Source organism: Enterobacter cloacae complex sp. P1B, from assembly GCF_014982345.1.
Taxonomy (GTDB): Bacteria; Pseudomonadota; Gammaproteobacteria; order Enterobacterales; family Enterobacteriaceae; genus Enterobacter; species Enterobacter bugandensis.
In genome coordinates this window covers 283412-301012 of the sequence record NZ_JADCLF010000006.1, presented here as the reverse complement: position 1 = coordinate 301012, position 17601 = coordinate 283412, and the positions used below count along the sequence as shown (strand labels likewise).

Here is a 17601-nt window from a genome sequence, read left to right as displayed (position 1 = left end):
TAATTGTCAGCTGTCAGGGCTTCAGAGGTCGCTATGCTATACATTGTTCGTCTCATTCTTACCGTTATTTACTGCATTCTGGTCTGTATTTTCGGCTCTATTTACTGCCTGTTCAGCCCGCGTAATCCGAAGCATGTTGCCACCTTTGGCCATATGTTCGGTCGCCTTGCGCCGCTGTTTGGTCTGAAGGTTGAAAAACGCCTGCCTGAAGGAGCGGAGAACTTCGGTAACGCCATCTATATCGCCAACCATCAGAACAACTACGATATGGTGACGGCCTCCAATATTGTTCTGCCTCCGACCGTGACGGTGGGGAAAAAAAGCCTGCTGTGGATCCCGTTTTTTGGCCAGCTGTACTGGCTGACCGGTAACCTGCTGATCGACCGTAACAACCGTGCAAAAGCGCACGGCACCATTGCAGAAGTGGTGAATCATTTTAAAAAGCGCCGGATCTCAATCTGGATGTTCCCGGAAGGGACGCGCAGCCGCGGCCGCGGCCTGCTGCCGTTTAAAACCGGCGCGTTTCATGCCGCAATTGCGGCAGGTGTTCCAATTATTCCCGTGTGCGTTTCCAATACTTCTAATAAGATTAATCTTAACCGCCTGAATAATGGTCTGGTGATTGTCGAAATGCTGCCACCCGTCGATACCAGCAAATACGGTAAAGACCAGGTGCGCGAACTGGCAGCACACTGCCGCGAGCTCATGGCTCAGCATATTGCGCTGCTGGATAAAGAAGTCGCAGAAAGAGAAGCCGCCGGTAAGGTTTAATTCGGCGTTAAAGGGAAAAAGAATTCCCGCGTTGTTAGTCGTTTCAGATGGAGCTTATATGTCACTCAGTCGGCGTCAGTTTATTCAGGCTTCGGGGATTGCCCTTTGTGCGGGTGCGATGCCGCTGACAGCCAGCGCCGCCGGGCAGCAGCAGCCGCTGCCCATTCCGCCGTTGATTGAATCCCGTCGCGGGCAGCCGCTTTTCCTCACGCTTCAGCGCAGCCACTGGTCCTTTACCCAGGGCACGCGCGCGCCGGTGTGGGGCATTAACGGGCGCTACCTCGGGCCGACCATCCGCGTGTGGAACGGCGATGACGTTAAGCTCATTTACAGCAACCGTACGGCGGAAAATGTTGCCATGACCATCAGCGGCTTACAGGTTCCTGGCCCTTTGATTGGCGGCGCGGCGCGAATGATGTCCCCCAACGCCGACTGGGCGCCCGTCCTGCCGATTCGCCAGAGCGCGGCAACCCTGTGGTATCACGCCAATACCCCTAACCGTACGGCGCAGCAGGTCTATAACGGTCTGGCCGGCATGTGGCTGGTGGAAGATGAGGTCAGTAAATCTCTGCCGATCCCGAACCACTACGGCGTGGACGATTTCCCGGTCATTATTCAGGACAAACGTCTGGATAACTTCGGCACGCCGGAGTACAGCGAGCCGGGCAGCGGTGGCTTCGTCGGCGATACCTTGCTGGTTAACGGCGCGCAGAGCCCGTACGTGGAAGTGTCCCGCGGCTGGGTGCGCCTGCGCCTGCTCAACGCCTCTAACTCGCGTCGCTATCAGCTGCAGATGAGCGATGGCCGCCCGCTGCACGTGATCTCCGGCGACCAGGGCTTTTTACCTGCGCCGGTCTCCGTTAAACAGCTTGCGCTGGCGCCGGGTGAACGTCGTGAAATTCTGGTGGATATGACCAACGGGGACGAAGTCTCCGTCACCTGTGGTGAAGCCGCGAGCATCGTTGACCGTATTCGCGGGTTCTTTGAGCCGTCGAGCATTCTGGTCTCCACGCTGGTGCTTACTCTGCGTCCAACCGGCCTGCTGCCGTTGGTCACCGATAGCCTGCCGATGCGCCTGCTGCCGCAGGAGATCATGAGCGGCTCGCCGGTGCGCAGCCGTGATATCAGCCTGGGCGACGATCCGGGCATCAACGGCGCGCTGTGGGATGTAAATCGCATTGATATCACCGCTCAGCAGGGCACCTGGGAGCGCTGGACGGTCCGGTCAGACATGCCGCAGTCGTTCCATATTGAAGGTGTGTCATTCCTGATCCGCAACGTTAATGGCGCGATGCCGTTCCCGGAAGATCGCGGCTGGAAAGATACCGTGTGGGTGGACGGCCAGGTTGAACTGCTTGTCTACTATGGTCAGCCTTCGTGGCCGCACTTCCCGTTCCTGTTCCACAGCCAGACGTTGGAGATGATGGACAGGGGTTCCGTGGGGCAGATGCTGGTGAATCCGGCGCCGTAACGTGCTTTTCTCCCTCTCCCTGTGGGAGAGGGTTGGGGTGAGGGCAACAGCCCGCATAATACCCCTTCATTTCCCACAATGTTCCAGCGTATAATCCCCGCCCTTTTGTCTATTTTTTCTTCGGAAGCACTATGAGCGCAATTTCCCTGATCCAGCCGGATCGTGACCTCTTCTCCTGGCCCCAGTACTGGGCGGCCTGCTTTGGACCGGCGCCGTTCCTGCCGATGTCCCGGGAAGAGATGGACCAACTGGGCTGGGACAGCTGCGATATCATTCTGGTCACGGGCGATGCCTACGTTGACCACCCGAGCTTCGGCATGGCCATCTGTGGCCGTATGCTCGAAGCGCAGGGCTTCCGCGTGGGGATCATCTCCCAGCCCGACTGGAACAGCAAAGACGACTTCATGCGTCTGGGAAAACCAAACCTGTTCTTCGGCGTGACCGCCGGCAACATGGACTCGATGATCAACCGCTATACCGCCGACCGTAAGCTGCGCCATGACGACGCCTACACGCCGGATAACGTGGCGGGCAAACGTCCGGACCGCGCGACCCTGGTTTATACCCAGCGCTGCAAAGAAGCCTGGAAAGACGTGCCGGTGATCCTCGGCGGCATCGAGGCGAGCCTGCGCCGCACCGCGCACTACGACTACTGGTCAGATACCGTGCGCCGCTCGGTGCTGGTGGACTCCAAGGCCGACATGCTGATTTACGGTAACGGCGAGCGTCCGCTGGTGGAAGTGGCGCACCGTCTGTCGCAGGGCGAGCCGGTAAGCAGCATCCGCGACGTGCGCAATACTGCGATCATGGTGAAAGAAGCGCTGCCGGGCTGGAGCGGGGTGGATTCACGCATTATTGATATGCCGGGCAAAATCGACCCGATCCCGCACCCGTACGGTGAAGATCTGCCGTGTGCCGATAACAAGCCGGTTGAACCGAAGAAAGCGGAAGCGAAGGCTATCGTTGTGCAGCCGCCGCGTCCGAAGCCGTGGGGAAAGACCTACGTGCTGCTGCCGTCCTACGAGAAGGTGAAAGCCGACAAGGTGCTCTACGCGCACGCGTCCCGTATTCTGCACCATGAAACCAACCCGGGCTGCGCCCGCGCGCTAATGCAGAAGCACGGCGAGCGCTTCATCTGGATCAACCCACCGGCGATCCCGCTCTCCACCGAAGAGATGGACAGCGTCTTTGCGCTGCCGTACAAGCGCGTGCCACACCCGGCGTACGGCAACGCCCGTATCCCGGCGTATGAGATGATCCGCTTCTCGATCAACATCATGCGCGGCTGCTTCGGCGGCTGCTCCTTCTGCTCCATTACCGAACACGAAGGCCGTATTATCCAGAGCCGCTCTGAGGATTCGATCATCAATGAGATCGAAGCCATTCGCGACTCGGTGCCGGGCTTTACCGGCGTGATCTCCGATCTCGGCGGCCCAACCGCGAACATGTATATGCTGCGCTGCAAGTCGCCGCGCGCGGAGCAGACCTGCCGTCGTCTCTCCTGCGTCTACCCGAGCATTTGCGAGCACATGGATACTAACCACGAGCCGACGATCAACCTCTACCGCCGCGCGCGCGACCTGAAGGGCATCAAAAAGATCCTCATCGCCTCCGGGGTGCGTTACGACATCGCCGTGGAAGATCCTCGCTATATCAAAGAGCTAGCGACGCACCACGTCGGCGGTTATCTGAAGATTGCGCCGGAGCACACCGAAGAAGGCCCGCTGTCGAAGATGATGAAGCCGGGCATGGGCAGCTACGATCGCTTTAAGCAGCTGTTCGACACCTACTCGAAGCAGGCGGGCAAAGAGCAGTATTTAATCCCGTACTTCATCTCCGCGCACCCTGGCACGCGCGATGAAGACATGGTGAACCTGGCGCTGTGGCTGAAGCAGCGTCGCTTCCGTCTGGATCAGGTGCAGAACTTCTATCCTTCACCGCTCGCCAACTCGACGACCATGTATTACACCGGCAAAAATCCGCTGAGTAAGATTGGCTACAAGAGTGAAGAGGTGGTGGTGCCGAAAGGGGATAAACAGCGTCGTCTGCATAAGGCGCTGCTGCGTTACCACGACCCGAAAAACTGGCCGCTGATCCGCCAGGCGCTGGAAGATATGGGCAAAAAACACCTTATTGGCTCGCGCCGCGACTGCCTGGTTCCGGCTCCTACGCTGGATGAGATGCGCGAAGCGCGTCGCCAGAACCGCAATACGCGCCCGGCGCTGACCAAACATACGCCGATTGTGCATCAGCGTTCGAACGGTAATTCCAGTGTGAAGAAACCTGTGAAGCGTAAAGCGTAAAAGAAAACCCCGGCTTGCCGGGGTTTTTTGTAGGTCGGGTAAGGCGAAGCCGCCACCCGGCGTTTTAACGCGATTACCCGCCAAACTGATCCGGGTCCGGCCCAAGCCGCTTACCTTTATCCAGCTTCGCAATTTCACCCAGCTCGTCTTTGTCCAGTCGGAAATCCCAGACGTCGAAGTTCTCGGCAATGCGCGACGGCGTGACCGATTTCGGGATCACCACCAGGCCGTTGTCCAGATGCCAGCGAATGACGATCTGCGCCGGGGTTTTGCCGTATTTATCCGCCAGGTCGCGGATGATTTTCTGATCGAACACGCCTTCACCGCCCTGCGCCAGCGGGCTCCAGGACTCGGTCTGGATCTTGTGGGTGGCGTTCCAGGCGTGAAGCTGGCGCTGCTGCAGCAGCGGGTGCAGCTCGATCTGGTTAATCACCGGAGCGACGCCCGTTTCGTCAATCAGGCGCTGCAGGTGATGCACCTGGAAGTTACAGACGCCGATGCTTTTCACCAGCCCCTCTTTCTGCAGTTCAATCATCCCTTTCCAGGCGTCAACGTAATGGTCGATGGCCGGAACCGGCCAGTGCATCAGGTACAGATCGACGAAATCAAGCTGGAGTTTCTCCAGGCTCTCCTGCAACGCTTCGCGGGGGCGCTTTTGATCGTCGTTCCACAGTTTAGTGGTGATGAACAGCTCATCGCGGGGGACGCCGGCGCTGGCCAGCGCGGTCCCCACGCCGTCCTCGTTTTTGTACGCGGCGGCGGTATCAATCGACCGATAGCCGACTTCGAGTGCTTTATGAATGGCGGAGACGACCTCGTCGTTACCGGCTTTCCATACACCTAGCCCCAACTGGGGCATCACGTTGCCGTCCTGCAGCTTGATTACGGTTTGGTTTGCCATTTTTCCTCCTTCAGGTGCGCATCGCCGGAGGGGGACTCCGGCGATGGGGTGTGCATTAAGTCTGGACGAAATGTCAAAAAACGAAAGTCAGGATGCCAAAAACGCTTAGCGTGCCGCTTCGTAGATCCGACGGCTGACGTCCAGCGTAATGTCACCGTGCTCGCCCAACTGGGTCATGCCGTGCTCTTCGAGTTTTGCCAGCAGGGCAGGGATGGAGCTGCCGTCCAGGCCGTAGCCGGACAAACGCGTTGGCACGCCCAGGCTTTCAAAGAAGTTACGGGTCGCTGCAATGGCGGCATCAATACGCGCATCGTCAGAACCCTCGGTGATGTTCCACACGCGCTCGGCGTACTGCAGCAGTTTGGCGCGCTTGGTATCCCGTTTTTCGTTCCACAGCGCAGGCAGCACAACGGCCAGCGTCTGGGCGTGGTCCAGGCCGTGCATCGCCGTCAGCTCGTGGCCCAGCATATGGGTTGCCCAGTCCTGCGGCACGCCAGCGCCGATCAGGCCGTTCAGCGCCTGCGTCGCGGCCCACATGATGTTGGCACGCACGTCGTAGTTTTCCGGCTCTTTCAGCGCTTTCGGGCCGTCTTCAATCAGCGTCAGCAGAATGCCTTCCGCGAAGCGATCCTGAATTTTGGCATTAACAGGGTAGGTCACGTACTGCTCGACGGTGTGTACAAAGGCATCGACCACGCCGTTCGCCACCTGACGCGCGGGCAGGGTGTAGGTGTAAACCGGATCCAGAATGGCAAAGACAGGCTGAACGTGTTCGTTCATAAAGGCCTGCTTGTCGCCGGTGGTTTTGCGGGAGATCACCGCGCCCTTGTTGGATTCAGAACCCGTCGCTGGCAGGGTCAATACGGATCCCATCGGGATAGCGCTTTTGATGTCGCTGCCGCGGGTTTCCAGGATGTGCCACGGATCGATGCCATCAGCGTAGTGCGCTGCTGCCGCGATGAATTTAGTGCCGTCCAGCACGGAGCCGCCGCCGACCGCCAGCAGGAAGGTTATGTTTTCTTCGCGGGCGATTTTCACCGCGTTCATCAGCGTTTCGTAAGACGGGTTTGGCTCAATGCCGCCGAACTCACGCACGTCCAGTCCGTCCAGAGCGCTGTAAACTTGATCCAGCACGCCGGTTTTTTTCACGCTGCCGCCACCGTAGGTGATCAGCACGCGGGCGTCAGCAGGGATCTGCGCGCGCAGGTCGGCGATAGCGTCTTTACCAAACAGAATGCGGGTTGGGGTGTGAAGATTAAAGTTGTTCATTGCTCGTTCCCTTTAGTGGGTGAAAAACCGTGGTGGCGCTGATGGCTACCTGATGCTGCTCATTGTGGCCGTCCGGGGCCAGGCTCTCAATGCACATTCCTGCCGATGTCTTGCCCATTTCTACAGAGCGCTGGAGAAACTTCGTAAAAATGCGCAGACTGTGAGGGTCGGAAACCGTACCCGGAGTAACGTAAAATGAACCGTGAAGCGATCTGCCTTCAGCTTACCTCGCAGATTAAAAGGCTGATAGATAAAGAAAATAATGTTGGCGACCTGCTGCCGGACATTCGCCTGCTCTACGGCACGCAGCCCGGGACGCGCACGCCGGTGATGTACCAGCCGGGCATCGTTTTTCTCTTTTCAGGCCATAAGATTGGCTATATCAACGAGCGGGTGTTCCGCTACGACACCAATGAATATCTGCTCCTGACGGTACCTTTACCCTTCGAATGTGAAACCTTCGCGACAGAGGCGGTCCCGCTGGCGGGTATTCGCGTCAACGTCGATATTCTTCAACTGCAGGAGCTGCTGATGGAGATTGGCGAAGACGAGCTTTTCCAGCCGTCGATGGCCTCCAGCGGGATTAACTCGGCGACGCTGTCGGAAGAGATCCTCTGCGCCATTGAGCGCCTGCTGGACGTCATGGAAAGGCCGCTGGACGCGCGTATTCTCGGCAAGCAGATTATCCGCGAAATTCTTTACCACGTGCTGTTGGGGCCGGGCGGCGGGGCGTTACTCGCGCTGGTGAGCCGACAGACCCACTTCAGCCTGATCAGCCGCGTGCTCAAGCGTATTGAAAGCCAGTACACGGAGAACCTCAGCGTTGACCAGCTGGCGGCGGAAGCGAACATGAGCGTTTCGGCGTTTCACCACAACTTTAAGTCGGTGACCAGTACCTCGCCGCTGCAGTACCTCAAAACCTACCGTTTGCATAAGGCACGGATGTTGATGATCCACGACGGCATGAAGGCCAGCGCGGCGGCCATGCGCGTCGGCTACGAAAGTGCGTCGCAGTTCAGTCGGGAGTTTAAGCGCTATTTCGGCGTCACGCCGGGAGAAGATGCCTCACGTATAAGAACGATGCAGGGCGCCTGAGGGGAAACGTAGGCCGGGTAAGCGGTAGCGCCACCCGGCTTTTGTTTATGCACTGCAATACTTTTTCTTAATCACCACCGCAATGGTACCCACCAGCCCAGCAACCAGCAGGAATATCGGCAGGATCATCAGGAAGGTCATCACCTGATCTTCATGGTGCTTCACAAAGGGGATCATGTTCAGCGCGTAGCCGAGGGTGGTGACCACGCCAACCCACAGCAGGGCGCTCAGCCAGTTGAAGAACTGGAAGCGGCGGTTAGACAGCCCGGAAATACCCGCCATGGTGGGCAGAAGGGTGCGAACAAACGCCAGGAAACGCCCGGCGAGTAGCGCCAGCAGGCCGTGGCGGTCAAACATACAGGTCGCACGCTGGTGATATTTATGCGGTAACTGCGCCAGCCAGCCCTTCACCACGCGCGTGTTCCCCAGCCAGCGGCCCTGCAGATAGCTCAGCCAGCAGCCCAGGCTCGCGGCGGAGGTAAGGATAACCATCGTTGGCGTAAAGTCCATGACGCCTTTGCCGATCAGCGCCCCGGCAAGCAAAAGCAAACTGTCACCGGGTAAAAACGAGGCTGGCAGTAATCCATTTTCCAGAAACAGCGTCGCGAACATCACGAAATAGACGACGCCTACAACGTGGGGATCCGCCAGGGCGGCAAAATCATGTTGCCAGAGCGCCGCGATAATATCTTGAATAACAGCCATGGACTTTCCTGTGGAACAGCAGAGATAACGCTATTGTACTCCCAATTTCACCTGTCGGGATTGATCGCAGGCGCAACTCATGCAGACTTTTCTGCTTGCAGTGTTCACAAATGCGTCCGGGGAGTACATTTTCAGCCCGCACTCTACACGATACGTTCAAAGCCTGCAGATAAATCCGCAATTAAATCGTCCACATTTTCTAAACCGATATGCAATCTAATGAGGGTGCCGCTGAAGTCCACTTCACCACCGGGGCGCAGGGCCGCGATCTGCTCCGGCTGATTCGGCAGGATCAGAGATTCAAAACCGCCCCAGGAGTAGGCCATGCTGAAGAGGGCAAAATTATCCAGATAGCTTGCCAGCTCGTCATTACTTAGCCGTTTTTTAAGCACAAACGAGAACAGCCCGCTGCTGCCCGTAAAGTCACGTTGCCAGAACTCATGGCCTTTACTACCCGGCAGCGCCGGATGGTTCACGCGCTCAACCTGCGGATGCTGCGCCAGCCATTCAGCGATTTTCAGGCTACTTTCATGATGCTGACGCAGACGCACGCCGAGCGTACGAATGCCCCGGCTGGTCATGTATGCCGTGTCTGCATCCACCATCTGGCCCATCAGGTAGGCATTTTCCCGCAGCTGGTCCCAGCAGCGCGCGTTGGAAACCGCGGTGCCAATCATCCCGTCAGAGTGTCCAATCAGGTATTTCGTTGCCGCCTGAATCGAGATATCAATATCGAATTCCAGCGCCTTAAACAGCACACCTGCCGCCCAGGTGTTGTCGATCATGATAATCGCCTCTGGCGCTTTGCTGCGCACGGCCTTCACGATAGCCGGAACGTCGTGCACTTCCATGGTGATGGAGCCAGGAGATTCCAGGAACACAATGCGCGTGTTTGGCTGGATAAGTTCAGCAATGCCTTCACCAATCAGCGGGTCAAACCAGCTGGTGGTCACGCCGAGCTTGCTGAGAATTTTGGTGCAGAAATCCTGGCTGGGTTCATAGGCGGTGTTGGTCATCAGGATATGGTCGCCCTGTTCCACAAACGCCAGAATGGTGTTGGCGACCGCCGCCGCACCGCACGGGAACAACGCGCAGCCTGCGCCCCCCTCCAGCTCGCACATCGCTTCCTGCAGCGAAAAATGGGTTAGCGTGCCGCGGCGACCGTAGAACAGCCCACCTTTTGCGCGGTTACGCGTGGCGATTTTTTTCTCCTCAACGGTATCAAACACCAGCGAGGAGGCGCGTTGAATCACGCTGTTGACCGATCCCTGAGTGTATTTCTTGCTGCGTCCCGCCTGCACCAGCGTGGTATCAAGATGCTTCTTGGTCATGTTCGCTAACCCTGTTTTTATACGTCTGGACGTCCAGACTACCACGATTGTAAAAAACTGCACCCGCATGCTTATCGAATAAGCAGAAAATATTAGCAAAAAAGCGCATAAGAAATTTTTACTGCGTAAGCGCAAGGAAACTGAGCGAAAATTACGGCACCATGTAAATACTAATGAGAACGACTATCAATTCGACGGCTTTTTGATATTATTACGTTCAGATTTTGTGATTTGCGTCCTGGAGATACAGAGTGGGTAATAATTTGATGCAGACGGATCTCTCCGTTTGGGGCATGTATCATCATGCTGACATCGTGGTTAAGATTGTGATGATCGGCCTGATTCTGGCGTCCGTTGTCACCTGGGCTATCTTCTTCAGCAAAAGCGCCGAGCTGCTTTCGCAGAAGCGTCGCCTCAAGCGGGAACAGCAGCAGCTGGCAGACGCCCGCTCTCTGGATCAGGCTTCTGAGATGACCTCATCCTTCCACCCGAAAAGCCTGACCACCCTGTTAGTGAATGAAGCTCAGAACGAGCTGGAACTCTCCGCCGGCAGTGAAGATAACGAAGGCATTAAAGAGCGTACCGGTTTCCGTCTGGAGCGTCGCGTTGCGGCCGTTGGCCGACACATGGGACGCGGCAATGGGTATCTGGCGACCATCGGCGCGATTTCACCGTTCATCGGTCTTTTCGGTACGGTCTGGGGCATCATGAACAGCTTTATCGGCATTGCTCAGACCCAAACCACCAACCTGGCGGTAGTGGCCCCGGGTATCGCGGAAGCGCTGCTGGCGACGGCAATCGGTCTGGTCGCGGCAATTCCGGCGGTGGTTATCTACAACATTTTCGCGCGTATGATCGGCAACTACAAAGCCACGCTCGGCGACGTTGCCGCTCAGGTTCTGCTGCTGCAAAGCCGCGATCTCGACCTGAATGCCAGCGCCGTGAAGCCGGTGCATGCGGCGTCTAAACTGCGCGTAGGTTGATTGTATGGCAATGCGTCTAAACGAAAATCTGGACGATAACGGCGAAATGCACGAAATCAACGTGACGCCGTTTATCGACGTCATGCTGGTTCTGCTGATTATCTTTATGGTGGCTGCACCCCTGGCGACGGTCGACGTGAAGGTGAATCTCCCGGCCTCATCCAGCCAGCCGCAGCCGCGCCCGGAAAAGCCAATTTATTTGTCGGTGAAAGCGGATAAATCCATGTTCCTGGGTAACGACCCGGTCACGGATGCGTCAGTCATTCCGGCGCTGGATCAGCTTACCGGCGGCAAGAAAGACACCACCGTCTTCTTCCGTGCAGATAAGACCGTCGACTATGAAACCATGATGAGGGTGATGGACACGCTGCATCAGGCGGGGTACCTGAAGATTGGTCTGGTCGGCGAAGAAAAAGCGGCCGCGAAGTGATAAGGAAGCTGGCGAAAGCCAGCTTTTTTCATTGTGTGTGAGGGAGCACGGTCAATCTAACGAGTAATAGCGTATATGGTTTCCTCTCAACGTGTTCCGGTCGCGTTGAGGTTGATAACGGGCATGATAGCCACATTACCGGCGTAAAAGAGATCTGAATTAGTAAACGAATAAATACGTCCGGTAATGGTTGCGTTGACGTGCGAACCGTACCCAGTGATTCTGGCGCTGCCGGTATCAGCAACCATAAACGGTGTCCTCTTTTTCAGATGGTTAAGCGGGTTTACCTGATGCTTAGCGTCAAGATAATAGCGGTACACGTCTGAAACCGTCGCTCCTCCGCCCTTGTACTTAGTGATGTATAAATACATATCAGATGTAATTTGTTGTTCTGAATAAAGTTCATCATCTGGCGGCTGGCTGGCGTAATACTGAAATACCACAAAAACGAGTAGTGCGACAGTCAGCGCGCGATGCAACCATTTAATAACCGTGCTGCCTGGCATAATCAATTCCTTGTTTAATCCAAAACTGGTCGTGCGGGTCATCCCCATAAGGTAGTTCACCGTACCATGCTCCCCACTGTGGGTTTGATGTTCCAGCCCTGCTTTGCGCGAAACCTGCGCCCATATAAAGCATTTTTTCTGGTATACCCGCTGCAAACCCGGTAGCACCATAATTAAAATTACCAAAATTAGCCAGGTCACGGCGCTGTTGTTTGTAATCCCACGGACCATGATTTCTGACCTGTTGATAAAACCAGTAATAGGTTTGCGGTAGCGCCATATTACGTCCCACGCTATGCGTGCTGGCTTCGCGCATGTTGTCTAAAACAATGCTCGTTCCTCTGGTCGGCATGAGAGGCAGTACAGCCATAATTGCATCCTTGCAGTTTGATTTTTGGGGATATTTACCCATGATCAATCCTTGAACATTGATACACATCATTTAAGTCGGTGATTTTTTCTGCGCGCAATCGTATTACAACAAGCGCGCAGGAGTTGTGATTTTCTGCGAACAGGAAGAAGAAAAGAGTATTTAGCTTTTAGTTTCGGGGGGGCGGGTTGCCAGCGCGTCTTCATCAAGCGCGACGTGGGTGACGTTTGAGGTGTGATAATCCCCCTCAGACAGTTTACGGGTCAGGCGCAGCGTCGCGGTCTCTCTCGCCAGCAGATACTGATAATTTGCCTCCAGACGTCCCAGAAGCTTCTCTTTCAGCTCCGGGCGCTGCTCAATGATGGCATTCATCACGGCACCGTAGATCTCTTCTTTCACCTGTAACGGGTATATTTCGCGGCGGTTCTGCCATTTCAGGCGCACGAGCGTGGCCGGGATCGATACCAGATCCTGGGTAATACGTGTCATTTCTTCATTTTTACTCTTTTTTAATGCTTCGAGATTTTGCTTTAAGATAAATTCATCACTTTTTTTATCATCTAAAGTCAAATAAACGTTATTGTCTTTAACTTCTTTCACGTTAATCTTCCCCCAGGGTATAAAAAATAGGGTTGTTTTTTTCTCGCGTAATTAGATTAAGCCAAATTTCATTGCCGGCCTCATTTATTTCTTTCGTTTTTTCAGCCATTATTTGACTTAGTTTCTGCGCATCTATTTCGCCTTCTGCCTGCAGGTCATTCAGCAGGTGGACGAAGGCTTCAATTTTTATAGCGCGAAATAAGCGGTCTTTTATATGGCGATCGTGCTCTTCCAGCAGCATATTACGGGATTTGCCAGTGTGAGAAACTCCAATTAATATATCAGGCTCGAAATCAGAGAGCTTTCTTTTCCCCTGAGTGAAACTGGCCTTTTTTTCTTCTTCCGTCGGTTGCTGTTCCACAGGCGTAATGTGGTACTTAGCCGGGACGAGATAGTCGGGCAGCATTTTTAATTTCCTTTAATTTCAACAGGGTGGGGTTGGTAAAGGCGTGAGATTCGTTGACAATATCATGAGGCAATTTTAAAATCAAAAAAAATGGAGCCAACCCATGAATAGCATCTTTTTTACGGTCATCACATTACTATTACTGACCGCTGGTGTGCTTTTATTGATGCAGGAGTTCAATAAAACGAAAGTGTCGAAAGACACCAGTGAACCGCCACAACCTGAACTGATGACAAAAGAGGAAGGAGAAGATCATTTCTCTGTTTTGATGAACTCCGTTACGCCTGTCTGGTACTGGCGGGTGAATCATGAATATATCGACTTCTTACACGCGACAATTAAGCGCATGAAAATGTCGGAAATTAATGACACGCCCGGTCTGTTTGAGGCGCAGCGTCGCTGTAGCGATCTGAATTCAGCGGTTTATAAATATTACGACAACATCAAAAAGCGCTGTCTTAACGGTGAGAAGGTCTCGTATTCCGACCTGGACGTATTAAACCTTCGCCAGTGTTTTCGCGAGTTTAGCCTGGAAGCCTACCCGGAGCTGGTGGTGCTGGTCTGGCCGGAGTATGCGCGTCCTGAGGTTAACCCGGACGACGTCTGAGTGGCGTACTGGTTAGTTCTTGCAAACAGTCAGCGCCGTTGAGATATACTGAGCGCTGGTTTCGTTTGCAGACAGGATTTTATGGAACGCTTCTTTGAAAACGCAATGTATGCCTCTCGCTGGCTGCTCGCACCCGTCTATTTCGGTCTTTCCCTGGCGCTGGTCGCCCTGACGATCAAGTTCTTCCAGGAGATTTTCCACGTATTGCCGAACATTTTCTCCGTGGCGGAAGCCGATTTAATTCTGGTTCTGCTGTCGCTGGTGGATATGACGCTGGTGGGCGGCTTACTGGTGATGGTGATGTTCTCCGGTTATGAGAACTTCGTCTCTCAGCTTGATATCGCCGAGCATAAAGAAAAGCTCAGCTGGCTGGGGAAAATGGACGCCTCGTCGCTGAAGAATAAAGTTGCGGCATCTATAGTGGCAATCTCCTCTATCCACCTGTTACGCGTGTTTATGGACGCGAAAAACGTCCCGGATAATAAGCTGATGTGGTATGTGATTATCCACCTGACGTTTGTGCTGTCGGCGTTTGTGATGGGGTATCTGGATAAGATCAGTAAGAAATAAGGTACACATTTCTCCCCTCACCCTAACCCNNGGGTTAGGGTGAGGGGAGAAAGCAACGAACCACACTATTTATCCGACGACGCCTGCCACAAATTCAGTTCCCCGTCCGCCACGTGCTGGTCAATCCGCGTCAGTTCATCTTCAGTAAAGCGCAGATTACCCAGCGCCTGAACATTCTCCTCCAGCTGTTCCGGGCGGCTCGCGCCAATCAGCACCGACGTCACGCGAGCATCTTTCAGCAGCCAGCTCAGCGCCATCTGCGCCATTGTCTGCCCGCGCGCCTGCGCCATCTCATTAAGCAGACGAAGACTGTTCAGGTTAGCTTCCGTCAGCATTTTCTGCGTCAGGCCGCGCACTTTGTTCCCCTCGCGCTGCATGCGAGAACCTTCCGGAATACCGTTCAGGTATTTTCCGGTCAGCAGACCCTGCGCCAGCGGGGTAAAGGCGATACACCCCGTGCCGTTTGCTTCCAGCGTATCCAGCAAGCCGGTTTTATCGACCCAGCGGTTAAGCAGGTTATAGGACGGCTGGTGGATCAGCAGCGGGATCTTCCACTCGTGCAGCAGCGCGGCCATTTTTTGTGTGCGCTCGGTAGAGTAGGAGGAAATGCCCACGTACAGCGCTTTCCCACTCTGAACAGCATGAGCCAGCGCGGAGGCCGTCTCTTCCATTGGCGTATTTTCATCCACGCGGTGGGAATAGAAAATATCCACGTATTCGATGCCCATACGTTTCAGGCTCTGGTCGAGACTGGCGAGCAGATACTTGCGTGAGCCGCCTGAACCGTACGGGCCTGGCCACATGTCGTAACCGGCTTTAGTGGAGATAATCAGCTCGTCGCGATACCGGGCAAAGTCCTCACGCAGCAGGCGGCCAAAGTTCTCTTCCGCGCTTCCCGCAGGCGGTCCGTAGTTGTTGGCAAGATCGAAATGGGTAATACCGAGGTCGAAGGCTTTACGCAGCAGCGCGCGCTGGGAATCAAGGGGCTGAACGTGGCCGAAGCTATGCCACAGGCCCAGCGACAGCGCGGGCAGGCGCAGGCCGCTCTTGCCACAGTAGCGGTACTGCATATTCTCGTAGCGGGTAGCGTCAGGGTACCAGGACATGATGTCTCCTTTTCTTATAGATGATTTTTTGAAACGTCGTTTTCATTCTGAACTTATCACATGATGTCGTGCGAAGATAAGGGTTAACGGTGGCTGTGCGACCTGTGAAGCCACGCTAACTAAAAATAATCACAAAAGGTTATAATTTCCCTGCACCCTGCCGATAACGAGAGTAGCACTCGCCTCTGGGCGAATTCACCCTCACGGCAAGGAAGACTTATGAATATGCTCCGTAATTTCACGATCCGTTTCGTCATGCTGACGATCCTCGGGATTTTTTGTTTAATGTGGGCGGGCGTCGGGCTGTACAGCACCTGGTCCCTGTCACGGGTATCAGACGGCAATGAAGTCGATCGCCAGCTGGTTAAACAGATGATGGTGCTCAGCCAGGGCAACGATCAGTATTTCCGCTTTGTGACCCGTCTGAGCCGCGCCATGGAGGTCAAAGCCGCTGGCGGCACGCCGGATTTGTCCTCTGCCCAACAGGCGCTGGACAACATGGGTAAGAAACTGGCCGAAATGAAGGCGATCTCGCCTGGCCCAATGGATGAGCAGGTCTCTGCACAGGTGATCGGTGCCTGGCAGGCGCTGCTTGAACAGGGCGTGACGCCGCAAATGGAGCAGGCGAAGCAGGCGACCCTGGACGGCTACCGCCAGCAGGCCAACAACGTTACGCCGCCGCTAAGCCGTGCGTTCGGTGCCGCCGCCGAGAAGTTCAATAATGCCGCCGCGAAGACGCTCGACAGCACCCGCATGGTGGTCGACGGCCTGACCAGCATGACCCGCACGGTTATTATCGTCGCCACCATTATCGGCCTGCTGATCCTGCTCTTTACCGACCGCTACCTGGTGGCGATGCTGGTCAAACCGCTGGAGCGCATTCGCCAGCAGTTTCGCCAGATTGCCCAGGGCGATCTCAGCCAGCCCATTGCGCCTTTCGGCCGCAACTGCGTGGGACAGTTGGTGCCGTTGCTGAGCGCCATGCAGGACAGCCTGCGTGAAGCGGTCAGCACCATTCGCTCCGGCAGTGAGAATATCTGGCGCGGCGCGACGGAGATCTCCAGCGGCAACAACGATCTCTCTTCCCGTACCGAAGAGCAGGCTGCCGCGCTGGAAGAGACGGCGGCCAGCATGGAACAGCTGACCGCTACCGTGAAGCTGAACGCCGAAAGCGCGCGTCAGGCCAGCCAGCTTGCCGATGTGGCCTCAACCACCGCCAGCCGCGGCGGCTCGCTGGTGGAAGAGGTGGTCACCACCATGAGCGGTATTTCGGAAAGCTCGAAGAAAATTGCTGAAATCACCAACGTCATCAACAGCATTGCCTTCCAGACCAATATTCTGGCGCTCAATGCGGCCGTAGAAGCGGCGCGCGCGGGCGAGCAGGGGCGTGGATTCGCCGTGGTGGCGGGTGAAGTCCGCAACCTGGCAAGCCGCAGCGCCAATGCGGCAAAAGAAATTGAGGGTCTGATTACCGATTCCGTGACCCGCGTCGAGCAGGGTGCGCAGCTGGTGAGCGACACCGGCACCACCATGGATGCGATTTTGCGCGACGTGACGGAGGTGACGACCATTATGAAGCAAATCGCGTCGGCTTCTGAGGAGCAAAGTAAGGGCATTTCGCAGGTCGGGATTGCCATTACGCAGATGGACGGCGTCACCCAGCAGAACGCCTCGCTGGTCGAAGAGGTTTCCGCGGCAGCCGCAGCGCTGGAACGCCAGACCGAAGAGCTTCAACGCTCGGTGCAGAAGTTCCGCCTGACGGCATAACACAACAGGCCGCCTGATGCGGCCTTACTTCTTTCGTTTCCCGATGCTGTTAGTGCGTCGCTTCACCAATCAGCGCGCCCGTGCCGGCACCCACGGCCGCGCCTTTCAGCACGCTATTGCCCGTCACCGCAGCCGCGCCCGCGCCAACGACGGCACCCACGGCACCGCCCTTACGTGCGTCTTTGCCTTTTTCGCCGTTTTTGAACATTGCACCCGTGCCTGCGCCAACCACGGCACCACCCACGGTTGATTTCAGATCTTTGCCCGTGGCTGCGCCAATAGCAGCACCTGCTACCGCGCCGGCGGCGGTTTTGTCGATGGCCATTCCAGAGGTGGAAAAAATGAGGGCGCTGATAACCAGCGTTGTTTTAATAAGTCTCATAACAGATCCTTTGTGACTGCTGTCAGTT

19 protein-coding genes are annotated in these 17601 nt (G+C 55.7%); 9 read left to right on the top strand and 10 right to left on the bottom strand.

The annotated features are described in order from the left end of the window. Positions 1-33 precede the first annotated feature (33 nt). The 3 genes from plsC (at position 34) to INF77_RS06090 (ending at position 4545) form a co-directional block, all read left to right on the top strand. A complete protein-coding gene (gene plsC / locus INF77_RS06100; protein WP_028014424.1) occupies positions 34-771 on the top strand; it encodes a 1-acylglycerol-3-phosphate O-acyltransferase in 738 nt (245 codons plus the stop codon). A 58-nt stretch (positions 772-829) separates the two neighbouring features. Then, positions 830-2242 (top strand): cell division protein FtsP, encoded by a 1413-nt coding sequence (gene ftsP, locus INF77_RS06095; RefSeq protein ID WP_028014423.1) that lies wholly within the window; start codon positions 830-832, stop codon positions 2240-2242. A 131-nt stretch (positions 2243-2373) separates the two neighbouring features. Continuing rightward, positions 2374-4545 carry a YgiQ family radical SAM protein gene (locus tag INF77_RS06090; protein WP_227413918.1) on the top strand — a complete coding sequence of 724 codons (2172 nt, stop codon included), beginning with the start codon at positions 2374-2376 and terminating at the stop codon, positions 4543-4545. Positions 4546-4618: 73 nt separating this feature from the next. On the opposite strand, the gene dkgA is transcribed toward INF77_RS06090, so the two are convergent. Together dkgA and yqhD are read right to left on the bottom strand one after the other, a co-directional pair. After that, positions 4619-5446 (bottom strand): 2,5-didehydrogluconate reductase DkgA, encoded by an 828-nt coding sequence (gene dkgA, locus INF77_RS06085; protein ID WP_021242117.1) that lies wholly within the window; start codon positions 5444-5446, stop codon positions 4619-4621. A 105-nt stretch (positions 5447-5551) separates the two neighbouring features. Further along, positions 5552-6715 (bottom strand): alcohol dehydrogenase, encoded by a 1164-nt coding sequence (gene yqhD / locus INF77_RS06080; protein WP_048959529.1) that lies wholly within the window; start codon positions 6713-6715, stop codon positions 5552-5554. Between the two features lie 195 nt (positions 6716-6910). On the opposite strand from yqhD, the gene INF77_RS06075 reads away from it, so the two are divergent. After that, positions 6911-7810, top strand: coding sequence for an AraC family transcriptional regulator (locus INF77_RS06075; protein ID WP_047367392.1), 900 nt, complete (start codon positions 6911-6913; stop codon positions 7808-7810). Positions 7811-7855: 45 nt separating this feature from the next. Here INF77_RS06075 and yghB read toward each other — a convergent pair whose 3' ends face one another. Then, positions 7856-8515 carry a DedA family general envelope maintenance protein YghB gene (gene yghB / locus INF77_RS06070; RefSeq protein ID WP_028014419.1) on the bottom strand — a complete coding sequence of 220 codons (660 nt, stop codon included), beginning with the start codon at positions 8513-8515 and terminating at the stop codon, positions 7856-7858. A gap of 143 nt (positions 8516-8658) precedes the next feature. Then, a complete protein-coding gene (metC, locus tag INF77_RS06065) occupies positions 8659-9846 on the bottom strand; it encodes a cystathionine beta-lyase (RefSeq protein WP_193532084.1) in 1188 nt (395 codons plus the stop codon). A 251-nt stretch (positions 9847-10097) separates the two neighbouring features. On the opposite strand from metC, the gene exbB reads away from it, so the two are divergent. Next, positions 10098-10829, top strand: a complete 732-nt coding sequence (exbB, locus tag INF77_RS06060) for a tol-pal system-associated acyl-CoA thioesterase (RefSeq protein ID WP_047367394.1) — start codon at positions 10098-10100, stop codon at positions 10827-10829. Positions 10830-10833: 4 nt separating this feature from the next. Continuing rightward, entirely contained in the window at positions 10834-11259 is a 426-nt protein-coding gene (gene exbD, locus INF77_RS06055; RefSeq protein WP_010435590.1) for a TonB system transport protein ExbD, read from the top strand. Positions 11260-11345: 86 nt separating this feature from the next. On the opposite strand, the gene INF77_RS06050 is transcribed toward exbD, so the two are convergent. From INF77_RS06050 to INF77_RS06035, 4 genes are all read right to left on the bottom strand, one after another. Next, positions 11346-11765 (bottom strand): hypothetical protein, encoded by a 420-nt coding sequence (locus INF77_RS06050; protein WP_028014415.1) that lies wholly within the window; start codon positions 11763-11765, stop codon positions 11346-11348. Next, on the bottom strand, positions 11743-12177 hold the full coding sequence (locus INF77_RS06045; RefSeq protein ID WP_224066002.1) for a polymorphic toxin type 44 domain-containing protein: 435 nt from the start codon (positions 12175-12177) through the stop codon (positions 11743-11745). Before INF77_RS06045 ends, INF77_RS06050 begins: the two co-directional genes overlap by 23 nt. A 120-nt stretch (positions 12178-12297) precedes the next feature. Further along, positions 12298-12735, bottom strand: a complete 438-nt coding sequence (locus INF77_RS06040; RefSeq protein WP_063943081.1) for a hypothetical protein — start codon at positions 12733-12735, stop codon at positions 12298-12300. 1 nt (position 12736) lies between these two features. Next, positions 12737-13141, bottom strand: a complete 405-nt coding sequence (locus tag INF77_RS06035; protein WP_041908138.1) for a hypothetical protein — start codon at positions 13139-13141, stop codon at positions 12737-12739. Between the two features lie 103 nt (positions 13142-13244). Between INF77_RS06035 and INF77_RS06030 the strand changes: the two genes are divergently transcribed. Together INF77_RS06030 and INF77_RS06025 are read left to right on the top strand one after the other, a co-directional pair. Next, positions 13245-13748: an ESA_00282 family adhesion-associated protein gene (locus INF77_RS06030; protein WP_041908140.1), complete on the top strand. Its 504-nt coding sequence runs from the start codon at positions 13245-13247 to the stop codon at positions 13746-13748. 81 nt (positions 13749-13829) lie between these two features. After that, positions 13830-14318, top strand: a complete 489-nt coding sequence (locus INF77_RS06025) for a TIGR00645 family protein (protein ID WP_003862473.1) — start codon at positions 13830-13832, stop codon at positions 14316-14318. Between the two features lie 65 nt (positions 14319-14383). On the opposite strand, the gene INF77_RS06020 is transcribed toward INF77_RS06025, so the two are convergent. Then, positions 14384-15424 carry an aldo/keto reductase gene (locus INF77_RS06020; RefSeq protein WP_047367399.1) on the bottom strand — a complete coding sequence of 347 codons (1041 nt, stop codon included), beginning with the start codon at positions 15422-15424 and terminating at the stop codon, positions 14384-14386. Between the two features lie 219 nt (positions 15425-15643). Here INF77_RS06020 and INF77_RS06015 point away from each other — a divergent pair, with 219 nt between their 5' ends. Further along, positions 15644-17191, top strand: a complete 1548-nt coding sequence (locus INF77_RS06015; protein WP_045260793.1) for a methyl-accepting chemotaxis protein — start codon at positions 15644-15646, stop codon at positions 17189-17191. 49 nt (positions 17192-17240) lie between these two features. On the opposite strand, the gene INF77_RS06010 is transcribed toward INF77_RS06015, so the two are convergent. Further along, a complete protein-coding gene (locus tag INF77_RS06010) occupies positions 17241-17573 on the bottom strand; it encodes a glycine zipper domain-containing protein (RefSeq protein WP_028014408.1) in 333 nt (110 codons plus the stop codon). Positions 17574-17601: the final 28 nt, after the last annotated feature.

Bases quoted from the DNA above. Each gene is read 5' to 3' on its own strand.
- exbD (WP_010435590.1), top strand. From the start codon at position 10,834: ATGGCAATGCGTCTAAACGAAAATCTGGACGATAACGGCGAAATGCAC.
- metC (WP_193532084.1), bottom strand. From the start codon at position 9,846: ATGACCAAGAAGCATCTTGATACCACGCTGGTGCAGGCGGGACGCAGC.
- INF77_RS06020 (WP_047367399.1), bottom strand. From the start codon at position 15,424: ATGTCCTGGTACCCTGACGCTACCCGCTACGAGAATATGCAGTACCGC.
- INF77_RS06050 (WP_028014415.1), bottom strand. From the start codon at position 11,765: ATGCCAGGCAGCACGGTTATTAAATGGTTGCATCGCGCGCTGACTGTC.
- dkgA (WP_021242117.1), bottom strand. From the start codon at position 5,446: ATGGCAAACCAAACCGTAATCAAGCTGCAGGACGGCAACGTGATGCCC.
- INF77_RS06075 (WP_047367392.1), top strand. From the start codon at position 6,911: ATGAACCGTGAAGCGATCTGCCTTCAGCTTACCTCGCAGATTAAAAGG.
- ftsP (WP_028014423.1), top strand. From the start codon at position 830: ATGTCACTCAGTCGGCGTCAGTTTATTCAGGCTTCGGGGATTGCCCTT.
- INF77_RS06025 (WP_003862473.1), top strand. From the start codon at position 13,830: ATGGAACGCTTCTTTGAAAACGCAATGTATGCCTCTCGCTGGCTGCTC.
- INF77_RS06045 (WP_224066002.1), bottom strand. From the start codon at position 12,177: ATGGGTAAATATCCCCAAAAATCAAACTGCAAGGATGCAATTATGGCT.
- yqhD (WP_048959529.1), bottom strand. From the start codon at position 6,715: ATGAACAACTTTAATCTTCACACCCCAACCCGCATTCTGTTTGGTAAA.
- INF77_RS06035 (WP_041908138.1), bottom strand. From the start codon at position 13,141: ATGCTGCCCGACTATCTCGTCCCGGCTAAGTACCACATTACGCCTGTG.
- INF77_RS06030 (WP_041908140.1), top strand. From the start codon at position 13,245: ATGAATAGCATCTTTTTTACGGTCATCACATTACTATTACTGACCGCT.
- yghB (WP_028014419.1), bottom strand. From the start codon at position 8,515: ATGGCTGTTATTCAAGATATTATCGCGGCGCTCTGGCAACATGATTTT.
- INF77_RS06015 (WP_045260793.1), top strand. From the start codon at position 15,644: ATGAATATGCTCCGTAATTTCACGATCCGTTTCGTCATGCTGACGATC.
- plsC (WP_028014424.1), top strand. From the start codon at position 34: ATGCTATACATTGTTCGTCTCATTCTTACCGTTATTTACTGCATTCTG.
- INF77_RS06090 (WP_227413918.1), top strand. From the start codon at position 2,374: ATGAGCGCAATTTCCCTGATCCAGCCGGATCGTGACCTCTTCTCCTGG.
- INF77_RS06010 (WP_028014408.1), bottom strand. From the start codon at position 17,573: ATGAGACTTATTAAAACAACGCTGGTTATCAGCGCCCTCATTTTTTCC.